Origin of the sequence: Rhizobium binxianense (assembly GCF_028994275.1) — a bacterium.
GTDB classification, from domain to species: domain Bacteria; phylum Pseudomonadota; class Alphaproteobacteria; order Rhizobiales; family Rhizobiaceae; genus Rhizobium; species Rhizobium binxianense.
In genome coordinates this window covers 4,418,439-4,445,193 of record NZ_CP118713.1, presented here as the reverse complement: position 1 = coordinate 4,445,193, position 26,755 = coordinate 4,418,439, and the positions used below count along the sequence as shown (strand labels likewise).

Below are 26,755 nucleotides of genomic sequence, written 5' to 3'. Positions count from 1 at the left end.
TTTTATTGCCTTGCAGAAAATGTGGCGCCGGCGCTTGCGGCGACGACCAAGGCCGTTCCGGCCATCTGCAGAAGCGTCATCGGCTGGGCCAGGATGACGAAACCCGCGAGTGCGGCGATCGCCGGCTCGAGGCTCATGAGAATACCGAAGGAGGTTGTCGGCATCCGCCGCAAGGCGATCAGCTCCAGGGTGTAGGGCAGCAGCGGCACCAGAATGGCAAGGCCCGCCATTTCAATCAGGCCGTAGGCATCGAGCGCCGGCACGGCACCGGCAAAGCCGAAGGGTGTCGCGACCAGTGCGGCAACCATCAGCGACATGGAAAGCCCTTCCAGCCCCTTGAAGCTCGCACCGATCTTTTTCGTCAGGACGATATAGATCGCCCAACCGGTTCCCGCGCCGAGCGCAAAGACAATACCCTCGATATTGCCGACCCAGCCTTCGCCGTCATGCGCAAGAGCCAGAACGCCAAGCCCGGCAAGCAAGGGCCAGATCAGACGCCGGCCGAGGCCGTAGCCGATGGTCGCCACGGACAGCGGACCGAGAAAATCGATCGCCACGGCGAGACCGAGCGGAATGCGCTCGATCGCCGCGAAGAAACTCATGGTCATCAGCGCCGTCGTCGTGCCGAGGACCAGAGCGCTCGTCCATTGCGCCCTGGTGTAGCTGACGATGCGCGGCCGCACGAAGATGGCGAGAATGGTGGCCGCAAAGGCAAGCCGCAGCCAGGAGGCGCCGGCCGGTCCATATGTGGCGATGGCCGAGGAGGACAATGCCGCGCCGAACTGGATCGACGACATGGACATGAGGCACATCAGCGCGCCGGCCGCCACGCCGCCCGAAGACGACGCCATACCTGGCTGCGCGATCACGGCTGCACCATCCGTCCCGGTCTCGATAGTCTTGCTGTCCATGTGCCCCCCGATCCTGGCGCGGTTCTAAGCCGAAGAGGGCGGAGAACCAAATTCAAACTTTTCATGCCGGGATCAAGAGCGCTGATGCTGGGAAATGCCAGGGATCGGCCGGCGGCAGGGGATCGAGTTCACGCCTCAGAGCCGGCCGGCAAGGATGACCTCTTCGGCATCTTCGAAGCTCATCTCGAAGACCTTCCTGCCGATGTCGAAGCTGAAGCCGTTGCGGGCAAAAGCCGAAAGCTCCTTGGCCTTCCGCTTGTCGTCGAGCTCGACGCGGCGGAAGGGACCGAAGGCGCGCTTGCGGGCGAATATCGCTGCGGAATAGAGATCGTCAGCCTCTCCGAGCGCAGCCTCGACCTTGTCGCTGGAGACGCCCTTGGCAGTCAGCTTCCGGGCAATCGCGCGCTTCGATTTGCCGCCGCGCACGGCAGAGCGCGTGCTGATCTCGGCATAGGCGCTATCGTCGAGCACCTTGTTGTCATAGGCAAATTTGACGGCGAAATCGGCAACGGCCTTGAGCTGTGCCGCGCTGATGTCGGCGAATTTCTCCTTCGCCTTGCGGGTAATCGCGTCAAAGAGCTGCTTTTCCGTCATCATCCGCCGCTCGAGCCGATAGATGGCGGAGTTGCGCGCCCAGCTCAGCATGCGGGATGTCGGGATATCGGATGGAACGATCTCGTCGGTCATCGGCAGTAATCAGGCTTCCAGACCCTCGAGGACATTGGCGACATTGAGCCCGATCTCCGGAACACCGTAGCCGCCTTCCATGCAGGCGAGCACCGGCAGGCCGGCGGCTGATATCATCGCGCCCATGCGGGTGAAATCGTCGGAGGTGAGGCTGAAGAAGGAGATCGGATCGCGCTCGAAGGTATCGACGCCGAGTGCCACGACGATCGCCTCGGCGCCGAAGGCCTTGATGCGGGTGAGCGCATCGGCAAGGGCCGAAGACCAGACCTCCCAGGGGGTATGGGGCGGCATCGGATAGTTGCGGTTGCTACCTTCGCCCTCCCCCTCGCCTTCCTCGTCGGTATGGCCGAGGAAATAGGGAAAGGCATGCATCGGATCGCCATGCAGCGATGCGGTGAAAACATCGCCTCTGTGATAGAAGAGATCCTGCGTGCCGTTGCCGTGGTGGAAATCGACATCCAGCACCGCGACTTTCCTCGCACCATGGTCGAGCAGCCGCTGCGCGGCGACGCCTGAATTGTTGATGAAACAATAGCCGCCGAAGAGATCGATGCCGGCATGGTGGCCGGGCGGGCGGCAGAGCGCGAAGGCGAAGCGATTGCCGGCATTCAGCCAGTCGGCGCCTGTGATCGCGCAGCGCATGGAAGCGATCGCCGCCTCGTAGGAGCCCTTGGTGATCGAGGTGTCGGCGGCATTGGCGTAATGGCCGATCGCGCCGACGATATTGTCGGGTACACGCTGGCTGGTGCGGCGAACGGCGAAGGAATTGGCGATCGCCTCGCCGGTGAAACCGGCCGCCACCCAGCGTTCCCAGACGGTGGCAAGGAAATCCAGATAGGCGGGATCATGCACCTTAAGGGCGGTCTCCAGCCCGTGCGCATCGGGCGCCACCACGTCGGTAAGGCCCGCCTCCTTGACCGCCGCCAGGATCCATTCGGCGCGAAACGGCGCCTCGAAGGGCGTCACCAGCTGGCCGGCGTGCAGCTCGGTCCTCGCATCGCGCAGCTTGTGATCCTCGGAATAGATGACGCGCATTTCAGATCCTGCCCTTGATTGACAATGGAGATTTACACGGCTCGGCCGCGACAAAAAAGTGGCGCCACGTCTTGAACGTCCAGGCGGATGTCGCCACCTTCGCCGGTGTTTTGAGAACGAGGAAATTTTCCGCATGAAAGTGCTGATGGTCGATGTCGACGGCGTGCTCATTCATGGTCGTCCGGTGGATGGCCTGCCTCACTTCACCTATCTGGAGCGCGATCTCGGCCTGCGTGTCGACCTGCTGCAGCAGGAATTCTTTCAGACCCACTGGCGCGATATCATCATCGGCCGCGAGGCGTTGGAGCCGAGGCTCGCCGGCGTTCTCGCAAAGATCGCGCCCCACCTCAGCGCCGAAACACTGATCGACTACTGGTTCGAAAACGATTCCCGTCTCGACCGCAATCTGCTCGAAGAGCTCGCTGCTCTCAGGCAAAGCGGCATCACTCTCTTGCTGGCGACCAACCAGGAGCATAGGCGGGCGCGCTACCTGATGGACCAGATCGGCCTTAGCGCGCATTTCGAGGACATCATCTATTCCGCAGCACTCGGACACAGCAAGCCTTCCCCAGATTTCTTCCGGCTGGCGACCGAGCGGGCCGGCGTGCTGCCCGGCGAGATCGCCTTCATCGACGATATGGCAGTGAACGTCGAAGCGGCGCGGCAATTCGGCTGGAATGCGGCGCAATGGACGGCGGACACGACGCTTGGCGGCGCGCTTCCGGTCTTCGCCAGGCCGGCATGAGCGGGGCCGGCGCAATCAGGTAAGCCGCTTGTAGAACAGGGTGGTGGCGCAGAACCCGCCTTCCGGCCACAGCGCATAATCCGGAATGACGCCCACGCGCTGCCAGCCCAGGCGCGGATAGATCGCCTCGGCATCGCTGCCGGTTGCGGTGTCGAGCACGAGCAGGGTCTTGCCGCGGCTTGCCGCCTCACGCTCAGCGGCATCCATCAGCAGCCGGGCGAGCCCCTTGCCGCGGGCGGAGCGGTGCACCAGCAGCTTCTTCAGATCGCCGCGATGCGGCTGATTCGGCATCTGCGCGGCACCCACTTGCACCGTGCCGACGATCCTGCCGTCGAGTTCGGCGACCAGCAGCAGATTGCCGCCCGCAGCGACGGCATCGGCGACATCGCGCCAATAGGGCTCGGCATCTTCAGGCCCATAGGGCTGCATGAAGCCGACGGAGGCGCCGCCCGCGACGCAATCGACAAGCACTTGCGAAAGGGCCGGGATGGCGGCGCGGGCCTCCTCGGCGGAAAGGGTACGAACGTCGGGCATGCTGTTCTCCTGAAATGAAGCTGTTATCGGCCGCCGCGATCGAGCACGACGCAATAGCGCGCCGGCGCGTTGCCGGGATTGTGGAAGACATGGCCCTCGCCGACCGGCATGAAGAGGCAATCGCCTGGGCGCAGCCGGTAGACGGTCTCGCCCGCCGTCATCTCCAGTTCGCCGTCGAACAGCCAGATATGCTGCGTCATGCCATGGGAGGCGGCATGCGGGGGGAAGCTGACGCGGGCGCCGGCCGGGAATTCAACGTCGACGATATCGACATCGGAAGCCGCGCCCGGCGGTGAAACAGACCGTCTGAGATAACCGGTCTCGGGATCGCGCCAGACCTGTTGCTCGTGCCGGCGGGCGAGCGGCGAGGCCTGCCCCTCTTCCGCAAAGAAGGCCGACAGCGACAGGCCGAGTGCGGCGCAGATCCTTGCCAGCAGCGCAGCGGTCGGGCTCGCCTCCGCCCGCTCGATGCGCGAGATCATCGCCCGGCTGACGCCGGAGGCCACGGCAAGATCATCCAGCGTCAGGCTCTTTTCCAGCCGCAGCGTGCGAATGCGAATGCCGATCGCCTGTTCGAGCTGCTGTTCCATCCGTCATCCTTGATTCCACTATAAGAGAAATACATTATCCGATGATGGAATCAACCACCTTCGAGTTGGCCGACCAGCCTTGCTTTCGCCGCCGTGGCGTCGATATATGACAGCGCAAATCGAAGATGGGAGACAATGATGGATGCCAGCACGCCGAGCACGGAACAGACGGGAAGCTTCACGGCTGCCGCCTGGGACAGGATCGCTCCCATCATGGCTGAAATCGAGGCTTTGCCGCTGCTGCAGCGCCTTTCGGACGGCACGCTGCCGCCCGAGGTTTTCCGGCACTATATCCTGCAGGACGCGCTCTACCTGAAGCATTATGCGCGATGCCTCGCCATCGTCGCGGCCAAGGCGCCCGACAATGCGCAAGTACTGCGCTTCCTCGGTTCGGCGCAGAAGGCAATCACCGTCGAGCAGGGCCTGCATGCCGGCTTCCTTACCCAGTTCGGCATCACCTCGGCGGATGTCAACGCGGCCGAGCCCTCGCCTGCCGGCTTTGCCTATACCAACTTCCTGCTCGCCACCGCCTATCATAGCTCCTACGCGGTGGCGCTATCCGCCATCCTCCCCTGCTTCTGGATCTACTGGCACGTCGGCGAAGCGATCAAGAACCGGCCTGTTATCGACGGCAATGCGTTCCAGGCCTGGATCAACACTTATGGCGATCCGCAATTTGCCGCCGGTGCCCGCGAAGTAATCGCGCTGACCGACATCGCCGCCCGCTTCGCATCACCAGTGGAGCGTGCTCAAATGACCGATGTCTTCGTCCGCGCCTCGCAATATGAATGGATGTTCTGGGATTCAGCCTGGCGGCTGGAGACGTGGCCGGTCTGACACGCGTCCGATAAGCTGCAAATAGCGTAAACGGCGGGATAATTACCGCTTTGCGGCAGGGGGCGGCGCTGCTATATGGCGCGCATGAGCACCAATTCGACCACTCCGCTTTCCCATATCCGCAATTTTTCGATCGTGGCCCATATCGACCACGGCAAATCGACGCTGGCCGACCGCCTGATCCAGACGACGGGCGGCCTTGCCGAGCGCGAAATGTCCGAACAGGTGCTGGACAATATGGATATCGAGCGCGAGCGCGGCATCACCATCAAGGCCCAGACCGTGCGCCTGCACTACCAGGCGAACAATGGCGAGAAGTACATTCTCAACCTGATCGACACGCCCGGCCACGTCGACTTCGCCTATGAAGTCTCACGGTCGCTGTCGGCCTGCGAGGGCTCGCTGCTCGTCGTCGACGCCAGCCAGGGCGTCGAAGCGCAGACGCTCGCCAACGTCTACCAGGCGATCGACAACAACCACGAGATCGTCACCGTCCTCAACAAGATCGACCTGCCGGCCGCCGAACCCGACCGCATCAAGGAACAGATCGAGGAAGTGATCGGCATCGACGCCTCGGAGGCGGTGCTGATTTCGGCCAAGACCGGCCTCGGCATTCCCGACGTGCTGGAGGCGATCGTCCACAAGCTGCCGGCGCCGAAGAGCCCCGGCGGCGAAAAGGCGCCGCTGAAGGCGCTGCTCGTCGACAGCTGGTACGACACCTATCTCGGCGTCATGGTTCTGGTGCGCATCATCGACGGCGTGCTGACCAAGGGCCAGACCGTGCGGATGATGGGCACCGATGCGAAATACCAGGTGGAACGCGTCGGCGTGCTGACGCCGAAGATGGTCACTGTCGACAGCCTCGGCCCTGGCGAGATCGGCTTCATCACCGCCTCGATCAAGGAAGTGGCCGACACCCGCGTCGGCGACACGATCACCGAAGACAAGCGGCCGACGGCTCAGGCGCTGCCGGGCTTCAAGCCGGCGCAGCCGGTGGTGTTCTGCGGGCTCTTCCCGGTCGATGCCGCCGATTTCGAGGATCTGCGCGCCGCCATGGGCAAGCTTCGCCTCAACGACGCCTCCTTCTCCTTCGAGATGGAATCCTCGGCCGCGCTCGGCTTCGGTTTCCGCTGCGGCTTCCTTGGCCTGCTGCATCTCGAAATCATCCAGGAACGGCTGGAGCGCGAGTTCGACCTCGACCTCATCGCCACAGCCCCTTCCGTCGTCTACAAGATGTTCATGACCGACGGCACGGAGCGGGAGCTTCACAATCCGGCCGACATGCCCGATGTCGTCAAGATCTCCGAAATCCACGAACCGTGGATCCGCGCGACGATCCTGACGCCCGACGATTATCTCGGCGGCATCCTGAAACTCTGCCAGGACCGCCGCGGCATCCAGATCGAGCTCACCTATGTCGGCACGCGCGCGATGCTGACCTACGACCTGCCGCTCAACGAAGTCGTGTTCGATTTCTACGACCGGCTGAAGTCGATCTCGAAGGGCTATGCCTCCTTCGATTATGCCCTCACCGACCACCGCGAAGGCAACCTCGTGAAGATGTCGATCCTCGTCAACGGCGAGCCGGTCGACGCACTATCGATGATGGTGCACCGCACCGCCGCCGAAAAGCGCGGCCGCGACATGTGCGAGAAGCTCAAGGAACTGATCCCTAAGCACATGTTCAAGATCCCGATCCAGGCGGCGATCGGCGGCAACGTCATTGCCCGCGAGACGATCTCGGCGCTGCGCAAGGACGTGACCGCGAAATGCTACGGCGGCGACGCCACCCGAAAGCGCAAGCTGCTCGACAAGCAGAAGGCCGGCAAGAAGCGCATGCGCCAGTTCGGCAAGGTGGAAATCCCGCAGGAAGCCTTCATCGCGGCGTTGAAGATGGGCGACGAATAACGCTTCTCAATGGCATCTTATGCGCATATGATCTGCGCATAAGGCCAAGGAGATCGTTATGGCTCAGCGGCCAAGAAAAGCAGCGAACCTGTCTCTTGATGAAGGTCTCGTGTCCCAGGCACGCGCGCTCGGCATCAATATATCCCGGGCGGCGGAAGATGGGATCGCAAAGGCCATAAAGGCGGAGCGCGAGCGGCTGTGGCGTATCGAGAACGCTGAGGCTATTGCCGCTTCCAATGCTTATGTCAAAAAGCACGGCCTGCCGTTTCAGAAATATCGACAGTTCTGATGGCTGATTTCATGTCTATAATCTCACGCATTCCGATGCGCTTGCTCTTGATCTGCAGTCCGATTTGCTTGGCGAGTTGACGACGCGGACCATGGTGCCAATGCTTCCATTGGAAGCTCTTCCCAAAATCATGCGCCAGCTCAATCCGCAATTCGTGATCAATGACATGCCATACGTGATGGCCACCCAATTCACCGGTGCGATTTCCATCAAGGAAATCGCAGGCGTGGTCGCGGATCTTACCGCCGACAGCGACCGCATCGTGGCTGCCGTCGATTTTCTTTTCCGGGGCTTCTGAGATTAACCCTTGCCCATATATTCCTTCACCAGCCCCTCATACGCGTCCATCGCGGGCAGCTCCGCGTAGCTGTGCACCGCGCCGGTCTCAGCGAAGGACAGTTTCTCGCTCGTCCATGTCTCGATGAAAGGGGTGAACCAGCTGGGGTCGTCGAGCATGGTCGCGCGCAGATTGACGAACCAGTCCATGCCTTCCGGCCGGGTGAACATCCAGCTCATGCAATGCGGGCAGAAATAATGCTTGGTGACGCCGTGCAGACCGCCGATGACCGGCTCGCCTTTGGTGACCTCGAAGCCTTCGCTCGGGATGGCGGTGCTCAGCGAATAGGCGCTCGCGGTCATCCTCTGACACCCCGTGCAATGGCAGGCCATGGTCAGCAGCGGCGCAGCACTGATTTTCAGCCGCACCCGGCCGCAGCGGCAGCCGCCTTCCATGGGTAAATTCGGCTCGCTCATGATTTCCCTCCCTGTTTCGCCTTCTCATCTAGCGGAGCTTACGCCGCTGTCGAGATGGCAAGGCCACGAGTGAGGCCTTGCCAAGCGCCGTCAGGCGACGGCCTCGCGGCGGGAGCCGTCGCGGCCACGCAAGCCGGTCGCCATCACCAGCGCGCCAAGCGCGGCGGCGGCGAGCGGTACCAGAAGTGCCACGCGCAGGGATTCCAGCCGGGCTTCGGGAGAGACTTCGTCACCAAGCATATAGGCGCCTATGGCGCTGACGCCGGAAAGGCCGAGTGCGGCTCCGAACTGGATTGCCGTATTGACCAAACCGGCGGCAAGCCCGTGCTCGTCCTCGGCGATACCCTCGGTAGCGACAATGGTCAGCGGGCCGTAGCCGAGCGCAAAGGCAAGGCCGAGCAGCAGCATCGACGGGAACATGGCGGCATAGGTCCAGTCGAAGCCCATGCGCAAGAACAGCCCATAGCAGGCGAGCGCCAACAGGAAACCGGCGAGGATGACGCGGACATTGCCGAAGCGGTCGACGAGCCGCGGCGTCAGGATCGGCGCGACCACCGCATCGATGCCGATTGCCATCAGCGCCAAGCTCGTCTGCATCGGCGTCCAGCCGAGCAGCTCCTGCAGATAAAGCGAGGCGATGAACTGAAAGCCGAAAAACGAGCCGGCAAACAGCAGCGCGCCGAGATTGGCGCGAATCAGCGCGGCCGAGCGCAGGATGCCGAGCCGCACCAGCGGAGTGGACGAGCCGCGCTCGATCAGGATGAAGGCAAGCCAGAGCAGCGCGCTCACTGCAAAGGCGGCGATCGTCCATCCCGTGCCCTCGCCCGGATGCTCGAGCCGGATGACGCCATAGGCCGCCAGCAGCATGGCGCCGGTCAGCGCGATCGCGCCTGATATATCGAATTTTCCGCGGTCGGCACCCGCATCTCTATCCGTGATGAGCCGCGGGCCGACGGCAAGCAGGATCGCCGCCAACACCACCGGCGCGAAAAACACCCAGCGCCAGTCGATCGCAGCAAGCAGGCCGCCGGCGACGAGGCCGAGCGAGAAGCCGGCCGAGGCCGTCGAGGCGTAGATCATCACCGCCCGGTTACGCTGCGGTCCTTCGGGGAAATTGGCGGTGATGAGCGCCAGGCCGGCCGGCGTCATGAAGGCGGAGGCGGCGCCGGTGACGAAGCGGGCGAGAAGCAGCATCCAGCCCTCGCTCGCGAAACCGCCGAGGCCGGAGAAGGCGAGGAAGATTGCCAGCGCCGTCAGGAAGACCCGCTTCTTGCCGAACATATCGGCGGCCCGGCCGCCCAGCAGCATGAAGCCGGCATAACCCAGCACATAAGCGCTGACGACGGCGCTGAGAGTCGTTGTCGACAAGCCGAGATCGGCGCGGATCGCCGGCAGCGCGATATTGAGCATTGCGACATCGATGCCTTCGAGGAAGATCGCGCCGCAGAGCACGATCAGGGCCCCGACTGCGCGGGTGCTCATGCGGCCTTCACTTGTCTTGGTCTGGGAAGATGGGTTGGACATGAAATCCGTTCCTTCGGTTGACGCGCTGAAACAACGGGCGAGGCGTGAAGTTACTTTTCATGCCTCAGTTCCCTCTTGTAACCGAAGCTTAGTTAAGACATGATCCGGCACCATGGAAGAAGGCACTTCAAACTCACCGAGTGACATTTGCCGCACCGGCAAGGACGATGACGTCCTGCCAGGCAAGGACTATGACGTCCTGCAATGGGATGCGCGTGAGGAATGCGAGGTTCGGCAGATCCTCGACCGCATCGCCGACAAGTGGTCGCTGCTCGTCATTGCGCTGCTCGAAAAACGCACGCTTCGCTTCACCGAATTGAAGAGGAATATCGACGGCATCAGCCAGCGCATGCTGACGACGACGCTCAGGCACCTGGAGCGCGACGGCATCATCGAGCGCACCGTCTATCCCGTCGTGCCGCCGAAGGTCGATTATGCCCTGACGCCGCTTGGATGCACCCTGCACGAGACGATCCGTTCGCTGGTGCTGTGGACCGAGCAGAACCAGGCGGATATCATCGCCGCGCGGCAGCGCTACGATGCGCGGGCCGGCGATGGTTTGTAGCCGGCAAACGATGTCCGTTCCGGCCCAACACTGGGCGTTATCTGATGCGGGCCGGATTGCCGACCACGGTTGCGCCGGCCGGCACGTCCTTCGTCACCACCGCGCCGGCGCCGACGATTGCGCCCTGCCCGATCGTGACACCGCCGAGGATGACTGCGCTGCCGCCGACCCAGACGTCGTTGCCGATAACGACCGGCCGGGCGATCTCGATGCCCTGGCTGCGAAGGGCTGCCTCCTTGTGATGCTCGGCGCAATAGATCTGCACGCCGGGGCCGAACATGCTGCGGTCGCCGATGATCACCCGGCCGGAATCGAGGATGGTGCAACCGGCATTGAAATAGACGCGGTCGCCGAGAACGATATTGATGCCGTAGGAGCAATGAAACGGCGCCTCGATGAAGACATTCGGCGCCGCCTGGGCAAAGAGCGCCCTCAGGGCCGACGCCATCGCGCCGCGCTCGTCCGGCGGCAGCGTGTTGTGCGCATGGACGGCCCGGCGCGCCTGCCGGCGCAAGAGGTCGAGCTCGTCATCGAGGCAGCAATACCATTCGCCGGCGGCCATCTTCTCGCGTTCGCTTGCCGGCATCGCGTCGCCTATCACGCAGAGGCCTGCGACAGCATCACGATCTCTTGCCGTTCGATCAGGCTGACCCATGCACGCGCGATGGCAAGACCGGCGGCATCGGCAGCATCGCCATGCCTTGCCGCCAGTTCGGTATGGTTTTCCAGCCAGCCGGGGGCGATGCGCGTGATCGTCTCGGGGAAATCGGCCTTCCACTCCTCCACGACACTTGTGTCGGCCTCGAAATGGAACTGGGTGCCGTAGACGGCGCGGCCGATGCGGAAGGCCTGGTTCTCGGCGACAGGGCTCGTGGCGAGACGGACTGCGCCCTCCGGCAGGCTGAAGGTATCGGCATGCCATTCGAAGATGGTGAATTCGCCGCCGAGCGCCGACAGCAGCGGATCTATCCTGCCTTCGGCGGTAACGCCGATCCTGTGCCAGCCGAACTCGCGGGCGGCGCCCAGCAGATTGTCGGCGCCATAGGCACGGGCGAGGATCTGGCTGCCGAGGCAGATGCCGAGCACGGCCTTGCCGGCATCGCCGAAGCGGCGCGCAAGCCGCGCGAGCTCCGGCAGGTACGGATGCGCCTCGTCATCCAGCGCGCTCTGCTCGCCGCCGAGGACGACGAGCGCGTCATGGTCCGACATATTCTGCGGCAGGATGCCGTCCTGCCACACGCGAAACCACTCGATCTCAGCTCCCGCCTCGTCGAGCGCTCTGGCAAGCGCGCCGAGACCGGTATTGCGCATATTTTCGACGACGGCGACTCGCATAGGCTTTTCCCGACTGATGACGACAAGAGGAGACCATGCCGGACCGCGGCGCGCAAGACGCTTGTGCGGGACCGATTGCGCGGGCCTGCACCAGGGCTTACATCAACCCGAACGAAAGGAAATCGCCATGACAGAAAAAGCCCGCGTCTCGATCCTCTACTGCACCCATTGCAACTGGCTGCTGCGCGCCGCCTGGATGGCACAGGAGTTGCTGCACACCTTTTCCGACAGTCTCGGCGAAGTGGCGCTGATCCCGGGCACCGGCGGCAATTTCGAAATCCGCGTCAACGGCGATCTCATCTGGGAACGCAAGCGCGACGGCGGCTTTCCCGGGCCGAAGGAGCTGAAGCAAAGGGTTCGCGATATCGTCGAGCCCGGCCGCGATCTCGGCCATGTCGACCGCGCCTCGCTGGAAAGCTGACCGCAGCAGTCTCAGCGATAGGGCGAGCGGCAGACCCTGTAGACGCCTTCATAGGTGAGGAAGTGATCCGTCCTCGGATTGTAGGATCGGTATTCGTTGGTGCACCAGGCGATATGTTTGTTCGGATCCTGCGGCTGCACGCGGCGCACTGGCGGCGGATCATAGGTCAGCTGCGGCCGCCCGGCGGCGCCCGGCAGGTAATAGGTCGGCCCCGCGCCCCGCGGCCGGTAATTCGGCTGGACATAGGCGGGGCGATGCCATTGCTGCGGCCCGAAACCGAAGCAACCGCGAAAATCGCAAAGCGTCGATCCGGTGTTGAGCGGCCCGACCCCCGGCTTGCCCAGCTTCAGCGAATCGGCAGCCGCCATGGCGGGCGCGAGACCGGCTAAAAGACCGGCGAGCAGAAGGGCGCGGGAAAAGGGCATGATGCATTCCTTTCGATATTTCCTTTATATAGGGCGTGCCGATCGGAGCGCTATGCCCGGCCTCCGGCCGCTCCCCGCAGGCGGCCGGCTGCTTTTTCGTCAACTGTCAGAAAAACTTCAAAAACCCAGTTGACAGTCAGAAGCCGCCCCCTTACATCGCTCTCCGTCGCCCAGATGGCGGAATTGGTAGACGCGCCAGCTTCAGGTGCTGGTACCCGAAAGGGTGTGGAGGTTCGAGTCCTCTTCTGGGCACCATCCGTTTTTGTCCCCCTTGAAATCGTTATTCATTTAGCGTTTCAAGGGGTTGACTGCTCCTCAGTGTCACACAGGAGCGCCCCACAATGGTAATGCGGATCTCCCGACCTATGAAGCGCGCCGGTACGAAGAACGAGCAATTTAAGAAGCGCGTTCCTACCGCCCTCCTGCCGGTTCTGCGCGGCAAAAAGCTCTCGATTTACCTTCCCGAAACGACAGCACCGGACAGCGCCACCTACATGGTAACGGTCACGCTAGGGGATATGATCACCTTTTCCCTCGGCGCTCCCGCATCGCGGCTGGCTAAAGTTCGTCACGCCGCAGCCTTAGGCCATGTCGAAGCATTCCTCGATGCCGCGCAGCGCGGGCCTGAAGATCTTTCCCATCTGGAAATCACCTCTTTGTTAGGCGAGATCCACAAAGCACTCCTTGCCCAGTATGAGGCCGATCCCCCGGCGCGCCATAAGATCGTCGTCGATGGTGGGGTAGAAGAGTGGAGCGAGCTTTCAGAGTGGGAGGAAATGATCAGTGATGCCGAGGTGGGCAGTCTAACGCTGACGCCCCAAGGCAGAACCGCCGCCGTCACACGTGTTAGCCGCATCCTCGACCTTAGCGCTTTCCTGTCCGCCCGCGCCTTGGTGCTGTCAGAGAAGTCATACCGCGATCTGGTCGACCGGCTACCGGCGACTTTGAGGCGTGTCATGGAAACGTTGGGGCAGCGCAGCCACGGAAACTACGCGGTCGACCCCTACGCGGCTCAATATCCCGCGTGGAAAGCTAGGACCTCTGCAGGTCGGCAACGCGGCACCGAAGAGCACGTGAAGACCTTTGACGACCTCTTCGACCGTTGGAAGGCGGCGGATAGGCGCGCTGCTTCTACAATCTCGACATGGCGCGGCTACGTGGCGCGCTTCAAGCAGTTCGTGGGGCATGATGATCCGCACCGGGTTGAACTGTCGACGCTCTGCGCTGGAAAGACGCGCTTGTAGCCGAAGGCCTCAAGAAGATCTCGACAACCTACCTAGCCGCGCTCAACACGCTCTACCGCTTCGGCCTCAGTAACAGCGAGACGACTGGCATCACCCGCAATCCCTTCGACGGCGTGAAGGCTCCGCAGAAGGCGGTGGCGGGGACAAAGCGCTTGCCTTTCAGTCGTACAGAAGTCGCGATAATATTGAACGCCGCACGCAAGGAAAAGCTCGCGCACCTCCGTTGGATACCGTGGCTTCAGGCGCAGACGGGCTCTCGTGTCGCAGAGATAGCGCAGCTTTGGCATCACCGATGATGCGGGTAACCACTGTATCAATATCACCACCGCACCGGACGGCGGGTCGCTTAAGAACGAAGGATCGAAGAGGATCGTACCACTACACCCTGACCTTATTGCAGATGGCTTCCTTGAGTTCGTAAAGACACGCGGCAAGGGGCCATTGTTCTACGGCGGCAGCAGGGGGAAGGCGGCAGTTCAGCTGCGAGACGACCAGAAGCACCCGTCGAAAGGTGTCAGCAATCGCGTTGGAACTTGGGTACGAGGATTGGGCATTACGGACCCGCGCAAGGGACCCACGCATTCGTTCAGGCACTGGTTTAAGTCAGAGCTTCCTCACCGCTCTGGGTGCAACATCCTATTGGTTAATGCAATTCAAGGCCACTCTGCCGAAAGCGATGCGAACGGATACTAACATGCGGAAACATCGGAGATGCTTAAGGCTATCTCAAAGCTCGACCTCAAAGGGCTGGCCGACAGCGTGCCTAAGGCCGAGCAACTGACAGACGCATAAAGTTGCGACAGCAACACAGAACGCAGCGCGTCATACAGGAGGCGCGCTGCCACGGCTGCGCCGGGTTAGTGATGACGCCATCGTCGTCATTAGTAGGAGGCAACGAACTGCGCGCCACGACCGTAGAGCGGGTGTCGTCGCTTCTGGTTATATCCTGAAACCACCGCGTGAATCTCCCCGACGCAATCTTGTGCTGTGAAGCAGTGTCACATATCAATGGTATGTAGCCTAGTGAAAACAGAATTAATAGTCTAAAGGTTGACACCTATCCCGGGGGGGGCGATGAAGAAAAAAGCAATGATCTTAGCGGCAATGGCTTTATGTATATCTTCAAGCGTTGACGCGGATACGCTTGCTTCGTATGAAGTAATTCCGATATCAAGTAATGCTTTCATTCCAAGCGCGATGCCTAGGAGCCAGTTTTCGGCATATATGATTGATAGGAAAAAAAATTCTCTATATCTTTGCGGAGGATCAATGCATCTGAAGCCTGAGACCATTAGAGCTACGTGCACAAAGTTACCTGGAAACTACGATATTTCGAATTCGTCTTTGGCTATACTTCAACGAGTGCCAGATCAGCCATTTGCAGTGCCGGAGTTTTGGACTGTAAATCAATCAACCGGAAAGGTTTCGTTCTGCATTCCTTTCTCTAACGGTTTAAGCCCTGAGCCGAGATGTGTTGAGGCGCAACTATCCCCTTAGGGTCCAACCCCATCTCAACAACCACTTCTTTCCCGATGTTTCGCCAGTTCTTCGGTGCGGCCGTGATGACAATGCGCGAAGCTTACCAAAGTGATAAAACCCGATTGACTGCAAAGCCTGCTATTGACAAAGGCTCTTTGGATTGCATTACCTTAGGTTGTTTCAATTATTGGGAGGTCAAGCATGAGCGACAACGTGGTAATTCCTGAATACAGAGACTCGAAGACGGGAGAGGTTGTTCGTCCCTACCTTGTGACCGTCTTCGCCAGAACTGACATGATTCGAGACGGTTCTAACAACGATCTATGGGCCAACTGGTCTAGCAGCCCTGAAACTGCCTGCTCAAACGCTAGCACCTCTACGATAGGAAAAAGCTTCATTGTCTCAATGAGAAGCCTCGGCCCTTGCCAATATGGACATGACATCACGATGGTTGAGAAATACTAGCCAGCGGGTGCGCTAACTTATTGACTGGCAAGGTTCCCGCCTCGCCAGTTGTATCATTGTCTTCCACGCCGCAATAATCGCGTCGATTTTCGGCTGGACGCGCCGCCTCACCTCCTCACGCTCCATGAGCAGCACATGAAGGCGTCGATAGCCGAAGCGGCGACGTTCATGCGCCAACGCCTTCATTCGCTCGCGAAGGCTATGATCGTCGTCGCGTCTGGTTTCGTAACGGATTGTCATCCGGCAAAAGCCGATGGCTTTACACGCCCGCCGTTCGCTCATCCGATGTTGGTCCACCAGATGCGCGACAGCTCGCCGCTTTGCTGCGGGCGTCACCACTTCTTTCCCAAAAGGTCTTTCAAAGCAGCATTGTCGAGCATGGCATCCGCCAGAAGCCGCTTCAGCTTCGTGTTCTCGTCCTCCAGCGTCTTCAGCCGCTTGGCTTCCGACACCTCCATGCCCCCGAACTTGGCTTTCCATTTATAGATGCTGGCATCGCTGACGCCGTGCTTGCGGCAAAGCTCCGAGACCGGCGTGCCCGCCTCGTGCTCCTTCAGAATGCCGATAATCTGTTCGTCTGTGAAACGGTTGCGCTTCATTCCCTGGTCCTCTCAATGGGCCAGAGCTTACTTCAAAATGGATTATTTCAACGGGGCAAGGTCAATTAACCCACGTGACAGTCTCAGTCGCGTCGCTCACCATCGAGATCCGCCGTTCTTCTTTTTATCTGGAAACTGCGAGGCGCGCACTTTTCATCGCGAAAGGCTGGGGCGTGGTGCATAGCAGAAAGCTGCCGTGCGCGGTCCCTGACGAACTCGCCAGCGCGTGACGCAGTCCGCTGGACCTTCAACCACCCACTAGGCGGGCCATAAGCTCGCCTTTTGCTTTCCTGCACTCCGCGCATTTCGCCCCCTTCACGTTGCCTTCTGTAGGGCTACGCAGAGCGCGCGCTGCGATTCTCAAGGAAACATCCGACCATGACGCCTTCCGTTACGATACATATGATCAATGACGAGCCTCGTATTCTCGACATCGAGCTTGGCGCGTGGCTCGGCTATGGGCGTGCGGTAAATACGCGACGTCATCAAAGGCAAGTCGGAAGAGTTGGCACGCTACGGTGTACTTAGCACTGTGCTGAAGGCTGCTGGGCCGAAGGATAGAGGGCCAACAGAAGAGTTCTACTTGAACGAAGGTCAGGCAATTCGCCTCGCCACGTTGGCGGATGCAATCGAGACACCCGAGGTATGCGAGATGATCATCAAGGCATTCATTTCGTACCGCCGCAGTCAATCTCCTGCACCGGCATCAACCCCTGACCTAGCGCCTGTCATATCACAGCTGGCGGATACGTTGGCTTACCTGACGAAGCTTATGGCCCCTCGTTAGGCTAGTTTGTTTTTCAAGGGTGCAGCTTCTCCATGCCATTGCACATCCAGCTCGAACGTCTCGTGAAACAGCTTGAGTCGGTTATGATCGTCGCCGAGAAGCGCAATTTCTCCTACTAGTACATGATTGCGTTCTTGTTAAACAGTTCGATTTCCTCGGAAGGCATTACTTCTGGTGCCTCCTCAGGCTGCTTAATAATGATCTGAGAAACATCCATCGCAGCCAAAAGTTTTTTCCCTGACACCCAATCATTATTCCACAGGACCACGTGTTCGCCGTTTACGATTTTGCAGATCGGCTCGCCGCTGATGAACTCAATACCCACCGTCTTAGGCTTCGTGACGCGCTGCAGCCATATTTCAAGATATCCGTTGTGCGGAACACGTGCCATTTTCTTTTGAACGAGCGCCCACAAACGGACCTTATCATCCTGAGAGGGTGCCAGCGATATCAGGTGGCTGAGAATCCCCGCGACCGCAGGGAAGGTGAGCGGCGAAACAAATGCAATGTCGGTAGCAATTGCAATTTGGACCTCAAGGTCGTCAGGCGTAATCTTTTGTTTTGTGATTTTTGAGTGGAACTCACCTACTAATCGACGCAATGCACCGCTGTTAGGAAATCTTCGACCGAACGCGTGAAGTCGTAGAAGCTGCTTTTGAACGGTCTTGGCGTTCGCGTCGCCCAGATCTTGTAGCTCAATCCCCGCCAACTTGTCGTCTTTCACGGATCCAGAAACGGCGTTGGTTGTCAACGACGTCTTACTCGTGTTCAGCTTCATACCGACCGAACGCAGCTTTTCACTGATCAGCTTTAGAATTGATTCCGCCTTCTCGTCGCTATTAGTGAAAATTCTATAGTCATCACGATAGCGCAATATCCTATAGTCCGTCGAAGCGGGCAGGTCGCCGGATACAAGCTTATCAACGTATCCGAGCACCATTTCCGCAACGAAGTCCATCAGAACGGATCCTTGAGAGATACCGTTTGTTTGACCGTACCGGCTCGACTGAATGTGCCGATCTATGTCATTTCCGAGCTTGCTAGCGTTGTCTTTTTGCTTTGCGACACTAAGCCCGTGCAGTGCCCACGAGACGCTGTGTGTGTAAAGCGAGCCGTAGCAATCTGAAACGTCAGTATGCAGAACATGGCTGAACTCCAACGAACTTAAGAGCGACCGTTGCTCTAAACGTTGCCACCAACTTTGAACCTGAACGGCCTTGTCGGTTTCTGCACTATTCGAGACCATAGGGGCGCTGCTACATTCCACGGTCCCTGCTTCATAATCTTTGAAGCTGCCCTGAATGTGCCCCCAGCTTTCCGCTCTGCAAATCAGATTGACCAAAGATACGTAGATTGCGGGGTTCATTAGTTCGAAAGGTCGCCAGGCAAAGCGACCGTCTTTGTTCGTGACAAAGCTATAGTTCACGCCGTATTGGCGGCCAGGATCATGTTTCTTGTAATCGGTATATAACCCGCCATTTAAGGCGTCAGAGACACTCTGAAGCACCGGTTGAAAATTTATGTATTCAGGAAAGTCCCCGTTGAAATAACTTGAGCCCCTGAGAAAAAAAAGACGCGCTTCGTCATGTGGTAAGTCAATAAGGCGTTTCATGGTTCCGACAGCAACGCGTTGAATGATACATCTATGTCTATCAGCGGTTGACGGGATGTAAAGGCGCAGCCCCATGCTCAAATTCGTGACCCGCAATTGGCGCGTCTCCACTGGTCCTTCGCGGAACAGTCCCCGTCAGCCATCGCCGATCGACGCCCAGCCGCTGAACATCGCCACACGCCCCTATCTTATTTGATGTCACCTAACTTAACACAATTCATAACGGCACTTCCTCCACCAACGAATTGCGGCTCTTAATGCGATGAGTCTGCAAACATGAGATCTTCATGGACCCTGATGAGCACGTTAAGTCCTTCCTCAAGTATTATGTAAATTTCACCAAACCGCCGCACTAGGCCGTCCTTTTGGATGGTCCTTGGGGCATCGGCAAAACCTTTCTCGTCAAGCAATTCATGAAGCCGCTGACAGAGGCGGGAACCTCGTGCGCCTACGTAAGCCTCTACGGCCTCACATCGTTGGCTGAAATTGACCACGCGCTTTTCCGCGCCGCTTATCCCTTGCTCGACAGCAAGACAGCCCGCCTAGCGGGCGAAATACTGAAGACTGGTGCGAGGTTTTTCAATGTCAGCACTGAAATAGGTGCGAAAGATGTACTTGGAAGGACGCGAGCCGATGTCTTCATTTTCGATGACCTTGAGCGATGCGTGGCGCCGGTCAACAGTGTTCTCGGTTACATAAATCACTTCGTCGAACATGAGGACCGCAAAGTCGTAATCATTGCCAACGAGGACGAAATTGACAAATCAGGCGACTATCCGCGCGTCAGAGAGAAGCTAATAGGCAAGACACTCAAGTTGCAATCGGCTTTTGATGAAGCGCTGTCGGAATTTCTCAGCAATACGGAATACTTGTTGACACGAACCTTTCTGCAGAAGCATTCGGGATATGTTGCGGAACTCTATCACCAGGCCGGGTTCAACAATCTTCGCATTCTTCAGCAAACAATCTGGGATTTCGAGCGCCTCTTCATCGCGCTATCAGCAAGGCACCGAGACCATGAAGAGGCAATGAAGGCTCTACTGGGCCTTCTCTTTGCGCTATCGTTTGAGGTCAAAGCCGGGAGGCTGGCTGCAGCGGACATCGACGGGCGTTGGAATCAGCTAATCAGCGCGCGAATGCGGAGATCTCAAGAAGCTACTCCCTTGCCCGCCATTTCACTCGCGGAAGCCCGATACCCATCAGTGGAACTTGGGTCGTCGTTGCTGTCGGACGAAACCCTAACTGACATTCTGACCAAGGGGCGCGTGGACGAAACACGTATAAATGCCGACCTCAACGCAAGCGAATTCTTCATCACGGTTGCGGATGAGGAACCTTGGCGTACGGTTTGGCACGCATTTGAGCGGTCTGAACATGATTTCAACGCAGCACTCAATAAGATGGAAGCTGCATTTGCCGAGCGCGATTACTGTAAGTCGGGCGTAGTCCTGCATGTATTTGGCTTAAGGCTTTGGTTAGCGCGCATCGAGGTAATAGCGCGCAGTTTAGAGACGATCATCGACGAGTGCAAAGCTTATGCCGATGATCTGTATCGGAGCGGTCGTATCGAGCCGCTGCAGCATGGGGATTATTTCGAGACAAGAAGCACTGGGAACGACGGGTTGGGGTTTCATGACGCGTCCACGCCGCAGTTCCAAGAAGGCTCTCAGTACCTGCTGGAAAAGAGAAAAGCTGCGGCACAGGACCGTTTGCCTGATCTGGCGGCCGGAATTCTTGCGGATATGAAATCGGACCCGGCTCTATTCTTCCGCAGACTCAACATCGGACAACATGCTGGTGACCTCTATAACGTGCCGGTTTTAGCGAAAATCGATCCAGACGAATTTGTTACTTCATTGCTAGCCATGCACCCTTCACACCAACGCAGCATTCTGCTCGCTCTGAAAACGCGATACGCCCATGGAAACCTCCATCGTGATCTGCCCGAGGAGAAGCCTTGGGCCGAAGCAATCCGCTTCCGTCTTATTACTGCGGCACAAAGCGCAAGTTCTATTACTCGCTTCATCCTGCGGAACAACGTGGCGTACGCTCTCAACGACGCTTTGGCCGAGACAAAGGACGACATTTCAGGGTGAATCCACAGGCGGCAGCGACGCCAAGCTACTACTGAGTATGTACGGCGCGCTTCATCTTGAGCGGTCGAGGCTTAACTGCTACACAGCAATGACACACAGCAGCCCATACAAAATACAAAAAACGGTATGAAATTCAATAACAATGACACGATTTTGGCCCGTCCTCTTCTGGGCACCATTCTCGTTTCAGACCGCCCTAAGCGGTCCGGAAACAACCCAAAGAAGCCCGGTTTACCGGGTTTTTTTATTGGCTGATGTCGAAATGACGTCCCATTCCATCCAGACACTTTGTTGATAGCGTCGAAGCGGTCCGTCGAGGCTGGCGATCGTGCTTCAAGCGAAGGTCAATGGGGCGACGCCCCTTTTCACGCGGCCATATGGGGCGTCCCCTTCCGGCTGTCGGGAATAACGGTTAGAACCCCCACACCGGCTTCTCTGGCGGCGCTGAGAAGCAATTCCCGCAGTTCGTCCATCCCGATCTGGCCGATGATGGCATCAGCGCAAGCCTTGACGGCGACGACATATTCCTCGCCGTCTTCAAACGGCCAGTCCACCATCAGCACTTCGGCGGCATCGCGGAGCGTCCTGACGATCTTGCGCTTGTGCCGGCCGCCGAGAAAGAGAACAAGAGGCGCAAAATCCGCCGATGTGTTCCATTGCATGGCACTTTCTCCCCAAAGGTTGGAATATTAGTAACAATGCAAGAAGCATGCCGTCAACCGGCGGGGCGCCTTCTGGAAGTTTCGATCCATCCTCCCGAGCACCCACGGAGAGTCTCGCGAAGCCGCCTTTCACAACGCCCATGCGAGCTTCCCGCGCTGGTAGCGCTCGACGGTGTTCCAATGCCGATCACGGCGTTGCCGTCGGCACCGCATCCATGAAATCCGCAGGCCGGTCCCAGCGCTGCAAGCCTCGCACAAGAACGAAATCGGATACCGGGACAAGGATGAAATACTGTCGTTCCGTCTGCAAGGAGCCCGGGCGGCTCAAAGAGGGACGGAAAGCTTGACTAGACACTCTGGAGTTCGCTTGGGATGAAAGTCGTAATTCTCGCCGGTGGCCTTGGCTCTCGTCTTGCCGAGGAAACCAGTATTCGCCCCAAGCCTCTGGTCGAAATCGGCGGCATGCCGATCCTCTGGCACATCATGAACATCTATGCCCATCACGGGCTCGATGATTTCATCATCTGCGCCGGCTACAAGGGCTATATGATCAAGGAATATTTCGTAAACCTTGTTCTGCACCACAGCGACATCACCGTCGATCTCGGCGCCAACAGTATCAATTATCACGGCGGCAAACGACCGAACTGGCGCGTGACCGTGGTCGATACCGGCATGCATTCGATGACTGGCGGCCGTCTGGGGCGCATTCGCGACCATCTGACACCAGGCGAACCCTTCTGCATGACTTACGGCGACGGCGTCGGCGACATCGACATCGCCGCCGAAGTCGCCTTCCATCGCGATCACGGCCTGAAGGCGACGATGTGCGCGGTAACCCCGCCCGGACGTTACGGCGCCACGAATATCGAAGGCCAATTCATCACCTCCTTCGTGGAGAAGCCGAGAGGCGACGGCCAACGCATCAACGGCGGCTTCTTCGTGCTCGACCCTTCCGTGGTCGACCTCATCCCAAGCGACGACACGATTTGGGAAGCCGGCCCGCTGGAGTGGCTTGCCGCCAACAACCAGCTTGCCGCCTTCAAGCATGACGGCTTCTGGCAGCCGATGGATACATTGCGCGAGCGCACCCATCTGGAAGAACTCTGGAATTCCGGAAAGGCGCCGTGGAAGCTATGGGCCTGACGGACTTCTGGAAGGGGCGGCGGGTTTTCCTCACCGGGCACACGGGCTTCAAGGGTTCCTGGCTTTCCCTGTGGCTGGAGCGGCTCGGCGCAGAGGTCACCGCCGTGTCGCTGGCGCCGGAGACCGAACCGTCGCTCTACCGCAAACTCGCTCCCTGGGACGATCGCGGTCATCATATCGTCGATATCCGCGACGCTGAGGCGCTTCTTGCTCTCTCCAGGCGTGTCGAGCCGGAAATCGTCATCCATATGGCCGCGCAGGCGCTGGTACGGCGCTCCTACGAGAACCCAGCCGAGACCTTCTCGACCAACGTCATGGGAACGGCAAATGTTCTCGACGCCATCAGGCAGACGCCCACTGTCAAGACCGTGCTCGTCATCACCTCGGACAAGGTCTATGCCAATAACGGCAGCGGCATCCCGTTCGTCGAGACCGATACACTCGGCGGCAAGGACCCCTACAGCAATTCCAAGGCCTGCACCGAGCTCGTCTGCCAGAGCTACCGCGACAGTTTCTTCAAAGGGCGCGATCTCAGGCTCGCCACGGTGCGCGCCGGCAACGTCATCGGCGGCGGCGACTGGTCCAGAGACCGGCTGATCCCCGATTTCATCCGCGCCTTCGAAGGCGGCCAGCCGATCCTGCTGCGTTATCCCGAAGCGATCCGCCCCTGGCAGCATGTGCTGGAACCGCTCGGCGGTTATCTCAGCTTCGCGCAAGCGCTGACCGAGGTGCGTGGCCACGATCTGCCGGATGCGCTGAATTTCGGTCCGCATCCCGAAAGCTTCGCCACCGTTTCCGAACTTGCAGAGGCGCTCGGACGCGCACACCGCGTCGAAGGCGCGTGGCGGCTGGCGCCCGGCGAACATCTGCCGGAAGCGCCGGCGCTGACGCTGAGTTCGGCGCTGGCGCTCGACACCATCGGCTGGCGCCCGCGCCTCAGCCTGCAACAGACTATCGACTGGACCGTCGCCTGGTACAAAGCCAACCGCGAGGGCGAAGACATGCGCGCCTTCTCGCTCGGCCAGATCGCGGCATATGAGGAAGCAGTATCATGACAGCGCACAATTGCCGGTTTTGCGACGCCCCGTTGAAGCATCGCTTTGTCGACCTCGGTTCGACGCCGCTCGCCAATGCCTATCTGACGGAAGAGCAGCTCAAGCGGCCGGAGCCATCCTATCCGCTGCGCGCCTTCGTCTGTTCGCAGTGCTGGCTGGTGCAGGCCGATGCTTTCGTTCCGCCTGAGGACATCTTCAGCCACTATGCCTATTTCTCCTCCTACAGCGACAGCTGGGTGGAGCATGCCCGCCAGTTCACCATCATGGCGCGCAAGCGCTTCGGCCTCGGTGAGGCATCACAAGTGATCGAGGTTGCGAGCAACGACGGCTATCTCCTCAAGCATTTCGTCGAGTCGGGCGTGCCGGTGCTCGGCATCGAACCGGCCGAAAACGTCGCCGAGGTCGCGCGCGGCATCGGGGTACCGACAGAGGCGCGTTTCTTCGGCAAGGCGACGGCTGAGGATCTCGTTTCGCGCGGCCACGCCGCCGACGTAGTCATCGGCAACAACGTGTTGGCCCACGTGCCCGATATCAACGACTTCGTCGGCGGGCTTTCGGCCGTGCTGAAGCCTGACGGCATCGTCAGCGTCGAATTCCCGCACCTGCTGCGGCTGATGGAAAACATCCAGTTCGATACTGTCTACCACGAGCATTTCTACTATCTATCGCTGCTGGCCGTCGAGAAGGCCTTCGCCGCGCACGGCCTCACGGTATTCGATGTGGAGGAATTGCCGACGCATGGCGGCAGCCTGCGCGTTCTCGCCTGCCGCACGACATCGGCCACTCATCCGAGCGGCCCCAGTGTCGCCAAAGTGCGCGCCGACGAAGCGTCCGCCGGCTTTGACAAGATCGAAACCTATGAGGCCTTCCAAAGCCGCGTAGCTCCAATAAAAGATGGATTACTGGCGTTCCTCAAGGAAACTAAGCGCAACGGCAAGACGGTTGCGGCCTATGGTGCCGCCGCCAAGGGCAATACGCTCCTGAATTTCTGCGGCGTCGGCACCGACCTCATCGATTATGTGGTCGACCGTAACCCGCACAAGCAGGGACATTACCTGCCGGGCAGCAAGCTGCCGATCTACGCGCCGGAAAAAATGGACGAGACGAAGCCGGACTACGTTCTCATCCTGCCGTGGAATATCAAGAACGAAGTCGTAGCGGCCAACAGCAAGGTCGGCGCCTGGGGCGGGCGCTTCGTCGTCGCGGTGCCGGAACTGACGGTACTCGGATGAGATTCTTTCCGACCGCGGTTTCGGGTGCTTTTGTTGTGGAAGTCGACGCGCGCTACGACGAACGCGGGCTTTTCGCACGGACTTTCGATGCCAAGAGCTTTGAGGACCACGGTCTCGTACCTGTCTACCCGCAGTGCAATGTCTCGCAGAACCATAGGCGCGGGACGTTGCGCGGCATGCATTACCAGGCCGATCCCCGACCGGAGGTCAAGCTGGTGCGCGCTACACGCGGCAGGGTTTTCGACGTGGCGCTCGATCTGAGACGAGATTCCCCAACCTATCTCCAATGGGCGTCGGTCGAGCTCGATGCTGCTCGTCACAACGCCTTTTACATCCCTGGCGGCTGCGCACACGGCTTCATGACACTCGAGGACGACTGCGAGCTCTTTTACCAGATGTCGGAAGTCTATGTGCCGGAGCTTGCCCACGGCGTCCGCTGGGACGATCCCGCCTTTTCCATCGCCTGGCCATTCAGGCCCAGCGTCATCAACGAGCGCGACGTTGCGCTTGAAAGCTACAGCCAGGAGACAAGCCTTTGAGCGGCATCAAACTCAGCATCTGCATCCCGACCTATAATCGCGAAGCCTATCTCAGAAATGCGCTGACATATTGCCGAAACGACTATAAGTTCAGCTTCTCCTTCGAGATCGTCATCTGCGACAACGCCTCCACGGATGGCACCCAGCAGGTTGTCGAGGAGTTCATCGGTCACGGATTGCCGATCCGCTATTGTAAGCGCGAGGTCAATGCCGGTGCCAACGCCAATGTCACGAGCGCTCTCCGCCTCGGCAGAGGGGAATATCTCATCTATCTCGCCGACGACGACATCCTCATCGCGGATGCGGTGGCCGACACCGTCAGATATCTCGACGATAATCAGGAGGTGACTTGCGCCCATGCGCCCTGGTTCCTCTACGACGAAGTCGCCAAAAACGACATCACGAAATTCTACAATGTCGAGGAAGACCGAAAATTTGCGCTTGGCAGCTTCACCGAGGTCTTCCAGTATATTTTCGAACGCCACATCTTTCCGGAAATCGCGATCTACCGCGCATCGGCCCTGCGGTCGGCCTGGATTCCGCGAGACATCTGCTTCTATCCGTTCCCGTTCCTCGCGCATTTCCTCGATCAAGGCGCGATCGCGTTCCTACAGCGTCCGTTCTATCGCTCCATCGCCAATTCGGCGATCGTTCGCGACCGGCCACAGGAAGGCACCAACGACGTCATGACGAGCTGGGATCGGTATCGCGGCGGGCTTGAATATTTCCTTTATACCGGGGTCAAGCGCGGGGCAGTGAACCTGACGCCCGAGACACGTCTCAGGTATGAGGAGATGTGCAAGATCTTCACACTCAACCGCATGGCGGTCGCCTTCCGCTTCTGGGCTGCGCGCAAGAACTTCATCAAGGCCTACGAGCTCTATACCCGCGTCATGTGGGGCGGGATGCTCGATCACCCGGAAATCCGTCCCTTCCGAGAAGGGCTGCCCCTGATGGTCGCCATTCAGACGCTGGTCAGCGAGGTGAATTCGGCGATCGGGATCAACACGCTGCTTCTCGCCGGTTTCACGGAGATCGCAGCGCTCGAAAATCTGATGCGAGAGCTCGGGCTGAGCGAAAAGGTGAAGGTGACAAAGGAACTCAGCGACAGCCCGCTGGAAAGCACCGCCGTCTTCGTCAGCGTCGAACGCGATCGGGAATATTTCGTAGCACTCGGCTACCTGCCCAATCTCGTGTTCCACGAGCACGATCTCGCCCGGCACATCATCATGTGAGCCTCGCGCCAGTTTCAAAAACTAGCGTCGTGGCGGGCGCCTGCG

27 protein-coding genes, 1 tRNA gene and 1 pseudogene are annotated in these 26,755 nt (G+C 59.5%); 15 read left to right on the top strand and 14 right to left on the bottom strand.

Going from position 1 to position 26,755, the window contains the following annotated elements; translation table 11 throughout:
• Positions 1-2: 2 nt before the first annotated feature.
• The 3 genes from PO860_RS21645 to PO860_RS21635 all read right to left on the bottom strand — a co-directional run bounded on the left by PO860_RS21645 (position 3) and on the right by PO860_RS21635 (position 2,633).
• Complete coding sequence (locus PO860_RS21645) at positions 3-911, bottom strand: EamA family transporter (RefSeq protein WP_273883725.1); 909 nt, start codon at positions 909-911, stop codon at positions 3-5.
• A 135-nt stretch (positions 912-1,046) separates the two neighbouring features.
• A complete protein-coding gene (gene recX / locus PO860_RS21640; protein ID WP_273883726.1) occupies positions 1,047-1,598 on the bottom strand; it encodes a recombination regulator RecX in 552 nt (183 codons plus the stop codon).
• Between the two features lie 9 nt (positions 1,599-1,607).
• The gene (locus PO860_RS21635; RefSeq protein WP_273883727.1) at positions 1,608-2,633 is read right to left on the bottom strand and encodes a histone deacetylase family protein; all 1,026 of its coding nucleotides are present in this window, start codon (positions 2,631-2,633) and stop codon (positions 1,608-1,610) included.
• Between the two features lie 133 nt (positions 2,634-2,766).
• On the opposite strand from PO860_RS21635, the gene PO860_RS21630 reads away from it, so the two are divergent.
• Positions 2,767-3,378 (top strand): HAD family hydrolase, encoded by a 612-nt coding sequence (locus PO860_RS21630; protein WP_273883728.1) that lies wholly within the window; start codon positions 2,767-2,769, stop codon positions 3,376-3,378.
• Between the two features lie 15 nt (positions 3,379-3,393).
• On the opposite strand, the gene PO860_RS21625 is transcribed toward PO860_RS21630, so the two are convergent.
• From PO860_RS21625 to PO860_RS21615, 3 genes are read right to left on the bottom strand one after another with little or no spacing between them, the layout of a single operon-like run.
• A complete protein-coding gene (locus tag PO860_RS21625) occupies positions 3,394-3,912 on the bottom strand; it encodes a GNAT family N-acetyltransferase (RefSeq protein ID WP_272782737.1) in 519 nt (172 codons plus the stop codon).
• Between the two features lie 23 nt (positions 3,913-3,935).
• Positions 3,936-4,502 carry a helix-turn-helix domain-containing protein gene (locus tag PO860_RS21620; RefSeq protein WP_272782736.1) on the bottom strand — a complete coding sequence of 189 codons (567 nt, stop codon included), beginning with the start codon at positions 4,500-4,502 and terminating at the stop codon, positions 3,936-3,938.
• 50 nt (positions 4,503-4,552) lie between these two features.
• Complete coding sequence (locus PO860_RS21615; RefSeq protein ID WP_275038359.1) at positions 4,553-4,717, bottom strand: hypothetical protein; 165 nt, start codon at positions 4,715-4,717, stop codon at positions 4,553-4,555.
• Here PO860_RS21615 and tenA point away from each other — a divergent pair.
• The 4 genes from tenA (at position 4,641) to PO860_RS21595 (ending at position 7,834) form a co-directional block, all read left to right on the top strand.
• A complete protein-coding gene (gene tenA, locus PO860_RS21610) occupies positions 4,641-5,339 on the top strand; it encodes a thiaminase II (protein WP_183605322.1) in 699 nt (232 codons plus the stop codon). The genes PO860_RS21615 and tenA overlap by 77 nt on opposite strands.
• Positions 5,340-5,414: 75 nt before the next feature.
• Positions 5,415-7,247: a translation elongation factor 4 gene (gene lepA / locus PO860_RS21605; protein WP_183605321.1), complete on the top strand. Its 1,833-nt coding sequence runs from the start codon at positions 5,415-5,417 to the stop codon at positions 7,245-7,247.
• 58 nt (positions 7,248-7,305) lie between these two features.
• Positions 7,306-7,536 carry a type II toxin-antitoxin system CcdA family antitoxin gene (locus PO860_RS21600; RefSeq protein WP_183605320.1) on the top strand — a complete coding sequence of 77 codons (231 nt, stop codon included), beginning with the start codon at positions 7,306-7,308 and terminating at the stop codon, positions 7,534-7,536.
• Positions 7,537-7,588: 52 nt separating this feature from the next.
• Positions 7,589-7,834 carry a CcdB family protein gene (locus PO860_RS21595; RefSeq protein ID WP_342467069.1) on the top strand — a complete coding sequence of 82 codons (246 nt, stop codon included), beginning with the start codon at positions 7,589-7,591 and terminating at the stop codon, positions 7,832-7,834.
• Positions 7,835-7,836: 2 nt separating this feature from the next.
• On the opposite strand, the gene PO860_RS21590 is transcribed toward PO860_RS21595, so the two are convergent.
• The gene (locus PO860_RS21590) at positions 7,837-8,289 is read right to left on the bottom strand and encodes a GFA family protein (RefSeq protein WP_273883729.1); all 453 of its coding nucleotides are present in this window, start codon (positions 8,287-8,289) and stop codon (positions 7,837-7,839) included.
• Positions 8,290-8,379: 90 nt separating this feature from the next.
• The gene (locus PO860_RS21585; protein WP_272782733.1) at positions 8,380-9,771 is read right to left on the bottom strand and encodes an MFS transporter; all 1,392 of its coding nucleotides are present in this window, start codon (positions 9,769-9,771) and stop codon (positions 8,380-8,382) included.
• 154 nt (positions 9,772-9,925) lie between these two features.
• Between PO860_RS21585 and PO860_RS21580 the strand changes: the two genes are divergently transcribed.
• Positions 9,926-10,378, top strand: a complete 453-nt coding sequence (locus tag PO860_RS21580) for a winged helix-turn-helix transcriptional regulator (RefSeq protein ID WP_183605318.1) — start codon at positions 9,926-9,928, stop codon at positions 10,376-10,378.
• A gap of 37 nt (positions 10,379-10,415) precedes the next feature.
• Here PO860_RS21580 and PO860_RS21575 read toward each other — a convergent pair whose 3' ends face one another.
• Positions 10,416-10,964 carry a sugar O-acetyltransferase gene (locus PO860_RS21575; protein ID WP_273883730.1) on the bottom strand — a complete coding sequence of 183 codons (549 nt, stop codon included), beginning with the start codon at positions 10,962-10,964 and terminating at the stop codon, positions 10,416-10,418.
• 11 nt (positions 10,965-10,975) lie between these two features.
• Positions 10,976-11,713 carry a type 1 glutamine amidotransferase gene (locus PO860_RS21570; protein ID WP_273883731.1) on the bottom strand — a complete coding sequence of 246 codons (738 nt, stop codon included), beginning with the start codon at positions 11,711-11,713 and terminating at the stop codon, positions 10,976-10,978.
• Between the two features lie 127 nt (positions 11,714-11,840).
• On the opposite strand from PO860_RS21570, the gene PO860_RS21565 reads away from it, so the two are divergent.
• Positions 11,841-12,134 carry an Rdx family protein gene (locus tag PO860_RS21565; protein WP_275037977.1) on the top strand — a complete coding sequence of 98 codons (294 nt, stop codon included), beginning with the start codon at positions 11,841-11,843 and terminating at the stop codon, positions 12,132-12,134.
• Positions 12,135-12,145: 11 nt separating this feature from the next.
• On the opposite strand, the gene PO860_RS21560 is transcribed toward PO860_RS21565, so the two are convergent.
• Entirely contained in the window at positions 12,146-12,559 is a 414-nt protein-coding gene (locus PO860_RS21560) for a BA14K family protein (RefSeq protein ID WP_183605315.1), read from the bottom strand.
• A 168-nt stretch (positions 12,560-12,727) separates the two neighbouring features.
• Here PO860_RS21560 and PO860_RS21555 point away from each other — a divergent pair.
• Together PO860_RS21555 and PO860_RS21550 are read left to right on the top strand one after the other, a co-directional pair.
• Positions 12,728-12,814, top strand: a tRNA-Leu gene (locus PO860_RS21555).
• A 110-nt stretch (positions 12,815-12,924) separates the two neighbouring features.
• The gene (locus PO860_RS21550) at positions 12,925-13,803 is read left to right on the top strand and encodes a hypothetical protein (RefSeq protein ID WP_273883732.1); all 879 of its coding nucleotides are present in this window, start codon (positions 12,925-12,927) and stop codon (positions 13,801-13,803) included.
• Positions 13,804-15,873: 2,070 nt separating this feature from the next.
• Here PO860_RS21550 and PO860_RS21545 read toward each other — a convergent pair.
• Together PO860_RS21545 and PO860_RS21540 are read right to left on the bottom strand one after the other, a co-directional pair.
• Positions 15,874-16,346 (bottom strand): annotated as a pseudogene (locus PO860_RS21545) (transposase); the annotation flags it as partial.
• 902 nt (positions 16,347-17,248) lie between these two features.
• On the bottom strand, positions 17,249-18,745 hold the full coding sequence (locus PO860_RS21540) for an RNA-directed DNA polymerase (RefSeq protein ID WP_275037976.1): 1,497 nt from the start codon (positions 18,743-18,745) through the stop codon (positions 17,249-17,251).
• Positions 18,746-19,158: 413 nt separating this feature from the next.
• Between PO860_RS21540 and PO860_RS21535 the strand changes: the two genes are divergently transcribed.
• Positions 19,159-20,841: a P-loop NTPase fold protein gene (locus tag PO860_RS21535; RefSeq protein WP_275037975.1), complete on the top strand. Its 1,683-nt coding sequence runs from the start codon at positions 19,159-19,161 to the stop codon at positions 20,839-20,841.
• A 365-nt stretch (positions 20,842-21,206) separates the two neighbouring features.
• Here the strand turns inward: PO860_RS21535 and PO860_RS21530 are convergent, their stop codons facing one another.
• Positions 21,207-21,503, bottom strand: coding sequence for a DUF982 domain-containing protein (locus tag PO860_RS21530; RefSeq protein WP_273883737.1), 297 nt, complete (start codon positions 21,501-21,503; stop codon positions 21,207-21,209).
• A gap of 372 nt (positions 21,504-21,875) precedes the next feature.
• Between PO860_RS21530 and rfbF the strand changes: the two genes are divergently transcribed.
• From rfbF to PO860_RS21505, 5 genes are read left to right on the top strand one after another with little or no spacing between them, the layout of a single operon-like run.
• Positions 21,876-22,649, top strand: coding sequence for a glucose-1-phosphate cytidylyltransferase (gene rfbF / locus PO860_RS21525; protein WP_183605313.1), 774 nt, complete (start codon positions 21,876-21,878; stop codon positions 22,647-22,649).
• Positions 22,640-23,704 carry a CDP-glucose 4,6-dehydratase gene (gene rfbG, locus PO860_RS21520; protein ID WP_272783174.1) on the top strand — a complete coding sequence of 355 codons (1,065 nt, stop codon included), beginning with the start codon at positions 22,640-22,642 and terminating at the stop codon, positions 23,702-23,704. The genes rfbF and rfbG overlap by 10 nt, the downstream gene beginning before the upstream one ends.
• Positions 23,701-24,936: a class I SAM-dependent methyltransferase gene (locus tag PO860_RS21515; RefSeq protein ID WP_272782727.1), complete on the top strand. Its 1,236-nt coding sequence runs from the start codon at positions 23,701-23,703 to the stop codon at positions 24,934-24,936. The genes rfbG and PO860_RS21515 overlap by 4 nt, the downstream gene beginning before the upstream one ends.
• A complete protein-coding gene (rfbC, locus tag PO860_RS21510; protein WP_183605311.1) occupies positions 24,933-25,475 on the top strand; it encodes a dTDP-4-dehydrorhamnose 3,5-epimerase in 543 nt (180 codons plus the stop codon). The genes PO860_RS21515 and rfbC overlap by 4 nt, the downstream gene beginning before the upstream one ends.
• A complete protein-coding gene (locus PO860_RS21505; protein ID WP_183605310.1) occupies positions 25,472-26,710 on the top strand; it encodes a glycosyltransferase family 2 protein in 1,239 nt (412 codons plus the stop codon). Before rfbC ends, PO860_RS21505 begins: the two co-directional genes overlap by 4 nt.
• The last annotated feature ends 45 nt before the right edge of the window (positions 26,711-26,755 follow it).

What these genes read in the sequence shown, in the direction of transcription:
- PO860_RS21585 (WP_272782733.1), bottom strand. Translation starts at nt 9,771, where the DNA reads ATGAGCACCCGCGCAGTCGGGGCCCTGATCGTGCTCTGCGGCGCGATC.
- PO860_RS21535 (WP_275037975.1), top strand. Translation starts at nt 19,159, where the DNA reads ATGAAGCCGCTGACAGAGGCGGGAACCTCGTGCGCCTACGTAAGCCTC.
- rfbF (WP_183605313.1), top strand. Translation starts at nt 21,876, where the DNA reads ATGAAAGTCGTAATTCTCGCCGGTGGCCTTGGCTCTCGTCTTGCCGAG.
- PO860_RS21615 (WP_275038359.1), bottom strand. Translation starts at nt 4,717, where the DNA reads ATGATGGGAGCGATCCTGTCCCAGGCGGCAGCCGTGAAGCTTCCCGTC.
- rfbG (WP_272783174.1), top strand. Translation starts at nt 22,640, where the DNA reads ATGGGCCTGACGGACTTCTGGAAGGGGCGGCGGGTTTTCCTCACCGGG.
- PO860_RS21515 (WP_272782727.1), top strand. Translation starts at nt 23,701, where the DNA reads ATGACAGCGCACAATTGCCGGTTTTGCGACGCCCCGTTGAAGCATCGC.
- PO860_RS21630 (WP_273883728.1), top strand. Translation starts at nt 2,767, where the DNA reads ATGAAAGTGCTGATGGTCGATGTCGACGGCGTGCTCATTCATGGTCGT.
- PO860_RS21570 (WP_273883731.1), bottom strand. Translation starts at nt 11,713, where the DNA reads ATGCGAGTCGCCGTCGTCGAAAATATGCGCAATACCGGTCTCGGCGCG.
- recX (WP_273883726.1), bottom strand. Translation starts at nt 1,598, where the DNA reads ATGACCGACGAGATCGTTCCATCCGATATCCCGACATCCCGCATGCTG.
- PO860_RS21590 (WP_273883729.1), bottom strand. Translation starts at nt 8,289, where the DNA reads ATGAGCGAGCCGAATTTACCCATGGAAGGCGGCTGCCGCTGCGGCCGG.
- PO860_RS21560 (WP_183605315.1), bottom strand. Translation starts at nt 12,559, where the DNA reads ATGCCCTTTTCCCGCGCCCTTCTGCTCGCCGGTCTTTTAGCCGGTCTC.
- tenA (WP_183605322.1), top strand. Translation starts at nt 4,641, where the DNA reads ATGGATGCCAGCACGCCGAGCACGGAACAGACGGGAAGCTTCACGGCT.
- PO860_RS21620 (WP_272782736.1), bottom strand. Translation starts at nt 4,502, where the DNA reads ATGGAACAGCAGCTCGAACAGGCGATCGGCATTCGCATTCGCACGCTG.
- PO860_RS21565 (WP_275037977.1), top strand. Translation starts at nt 11,841, where the DNA reads ATGACAGAAAAAGCCCGCGTCTCGATCCTCTACTGCACCCATTGCAAC.
- PO860_RS21635 (WP_273883727.1), bottom strand. Translation starts at nt 2,633, where the DNA reads ATGCGCGTCATCTATTCCGAGGATCACAAGCTGCGCGATGCGAGGACC.
- rfbC (WP_183605311.1), top strand. Translation starts at nt 24,933, where the DNA reads ATGAGATTCTTTCCGACCGCGGTTTCGGGTGCTTTTGTTGTGGAAGTC.
- PO860_RS21530 (WP_273883737.1), bottom strand. Translation starts at nt 21,503, where the DNA reads ATGCAATGGAACACATCGGCGGATTTTGCGCCTCTTGTTCTCTTTCTC.
- PO860_RS21540 (WP_275037976.1), bottom strand. Translation starts at nt 18,745, where the DNA reads ATGAAACGCCTTATTGACTTACCACATGACGAAGCGCGTCTTTTTTTT.
- PO860_RS21625 (WP_272782737.1), bottom strand. Translation starts at nt 3,912, where the DNA reads ATGCCCGACGTTCGTACCCTTTCCGCCGAGGAGGCCCGCGCCGCCATC.
- lepA (WP_183605321.1), top strand. Translation starts at nt 5,415, where the DNA reads ATGGCGCGCATGAGCACCAATTCGACCACTCCGCTTTCCCATATCCGC.
- PO860_RS21580 (WP_183605318.1), top strand. Translation starts at nt 9,926, where the DNA reads ATGGAAGAAGGCACTTCAAACTCACCGAGTGACATTTGCCGCACCGGC.
- PO860_RS21575 (WP_273883730.1), bottom strand. Translation starts at nt 10,964, where the DNA reads ATGCCGGCAAGCGAACGCGAGAAGATGGCCGCCGGCGAATGGTATTGC.
- PO860_RS21645 (WP_273883725.1), bottom strand. Translation starts at nt 911, where the DNA reads ATGGACAGCAAGACTATCGAGACCGGGACGGATGGTGCAGCCGTGATC.
- PO860_RS21600 (WP_183605320.1), top strand. Translation starts at nt 7,306, where the DNA reads ATGGCTCAGCGGCCAAGAAAAGCAGCGAACCTGTCTCTTGATGAAGGT.
- PO860_RS21550 (WP_273883732.1), top strand. Translation starts at nt 12,925, where the DNA reads ATGAAGCGCGCCGGTACGAAGAACGAGCAATTTAAGAAGCGCGTTCCT.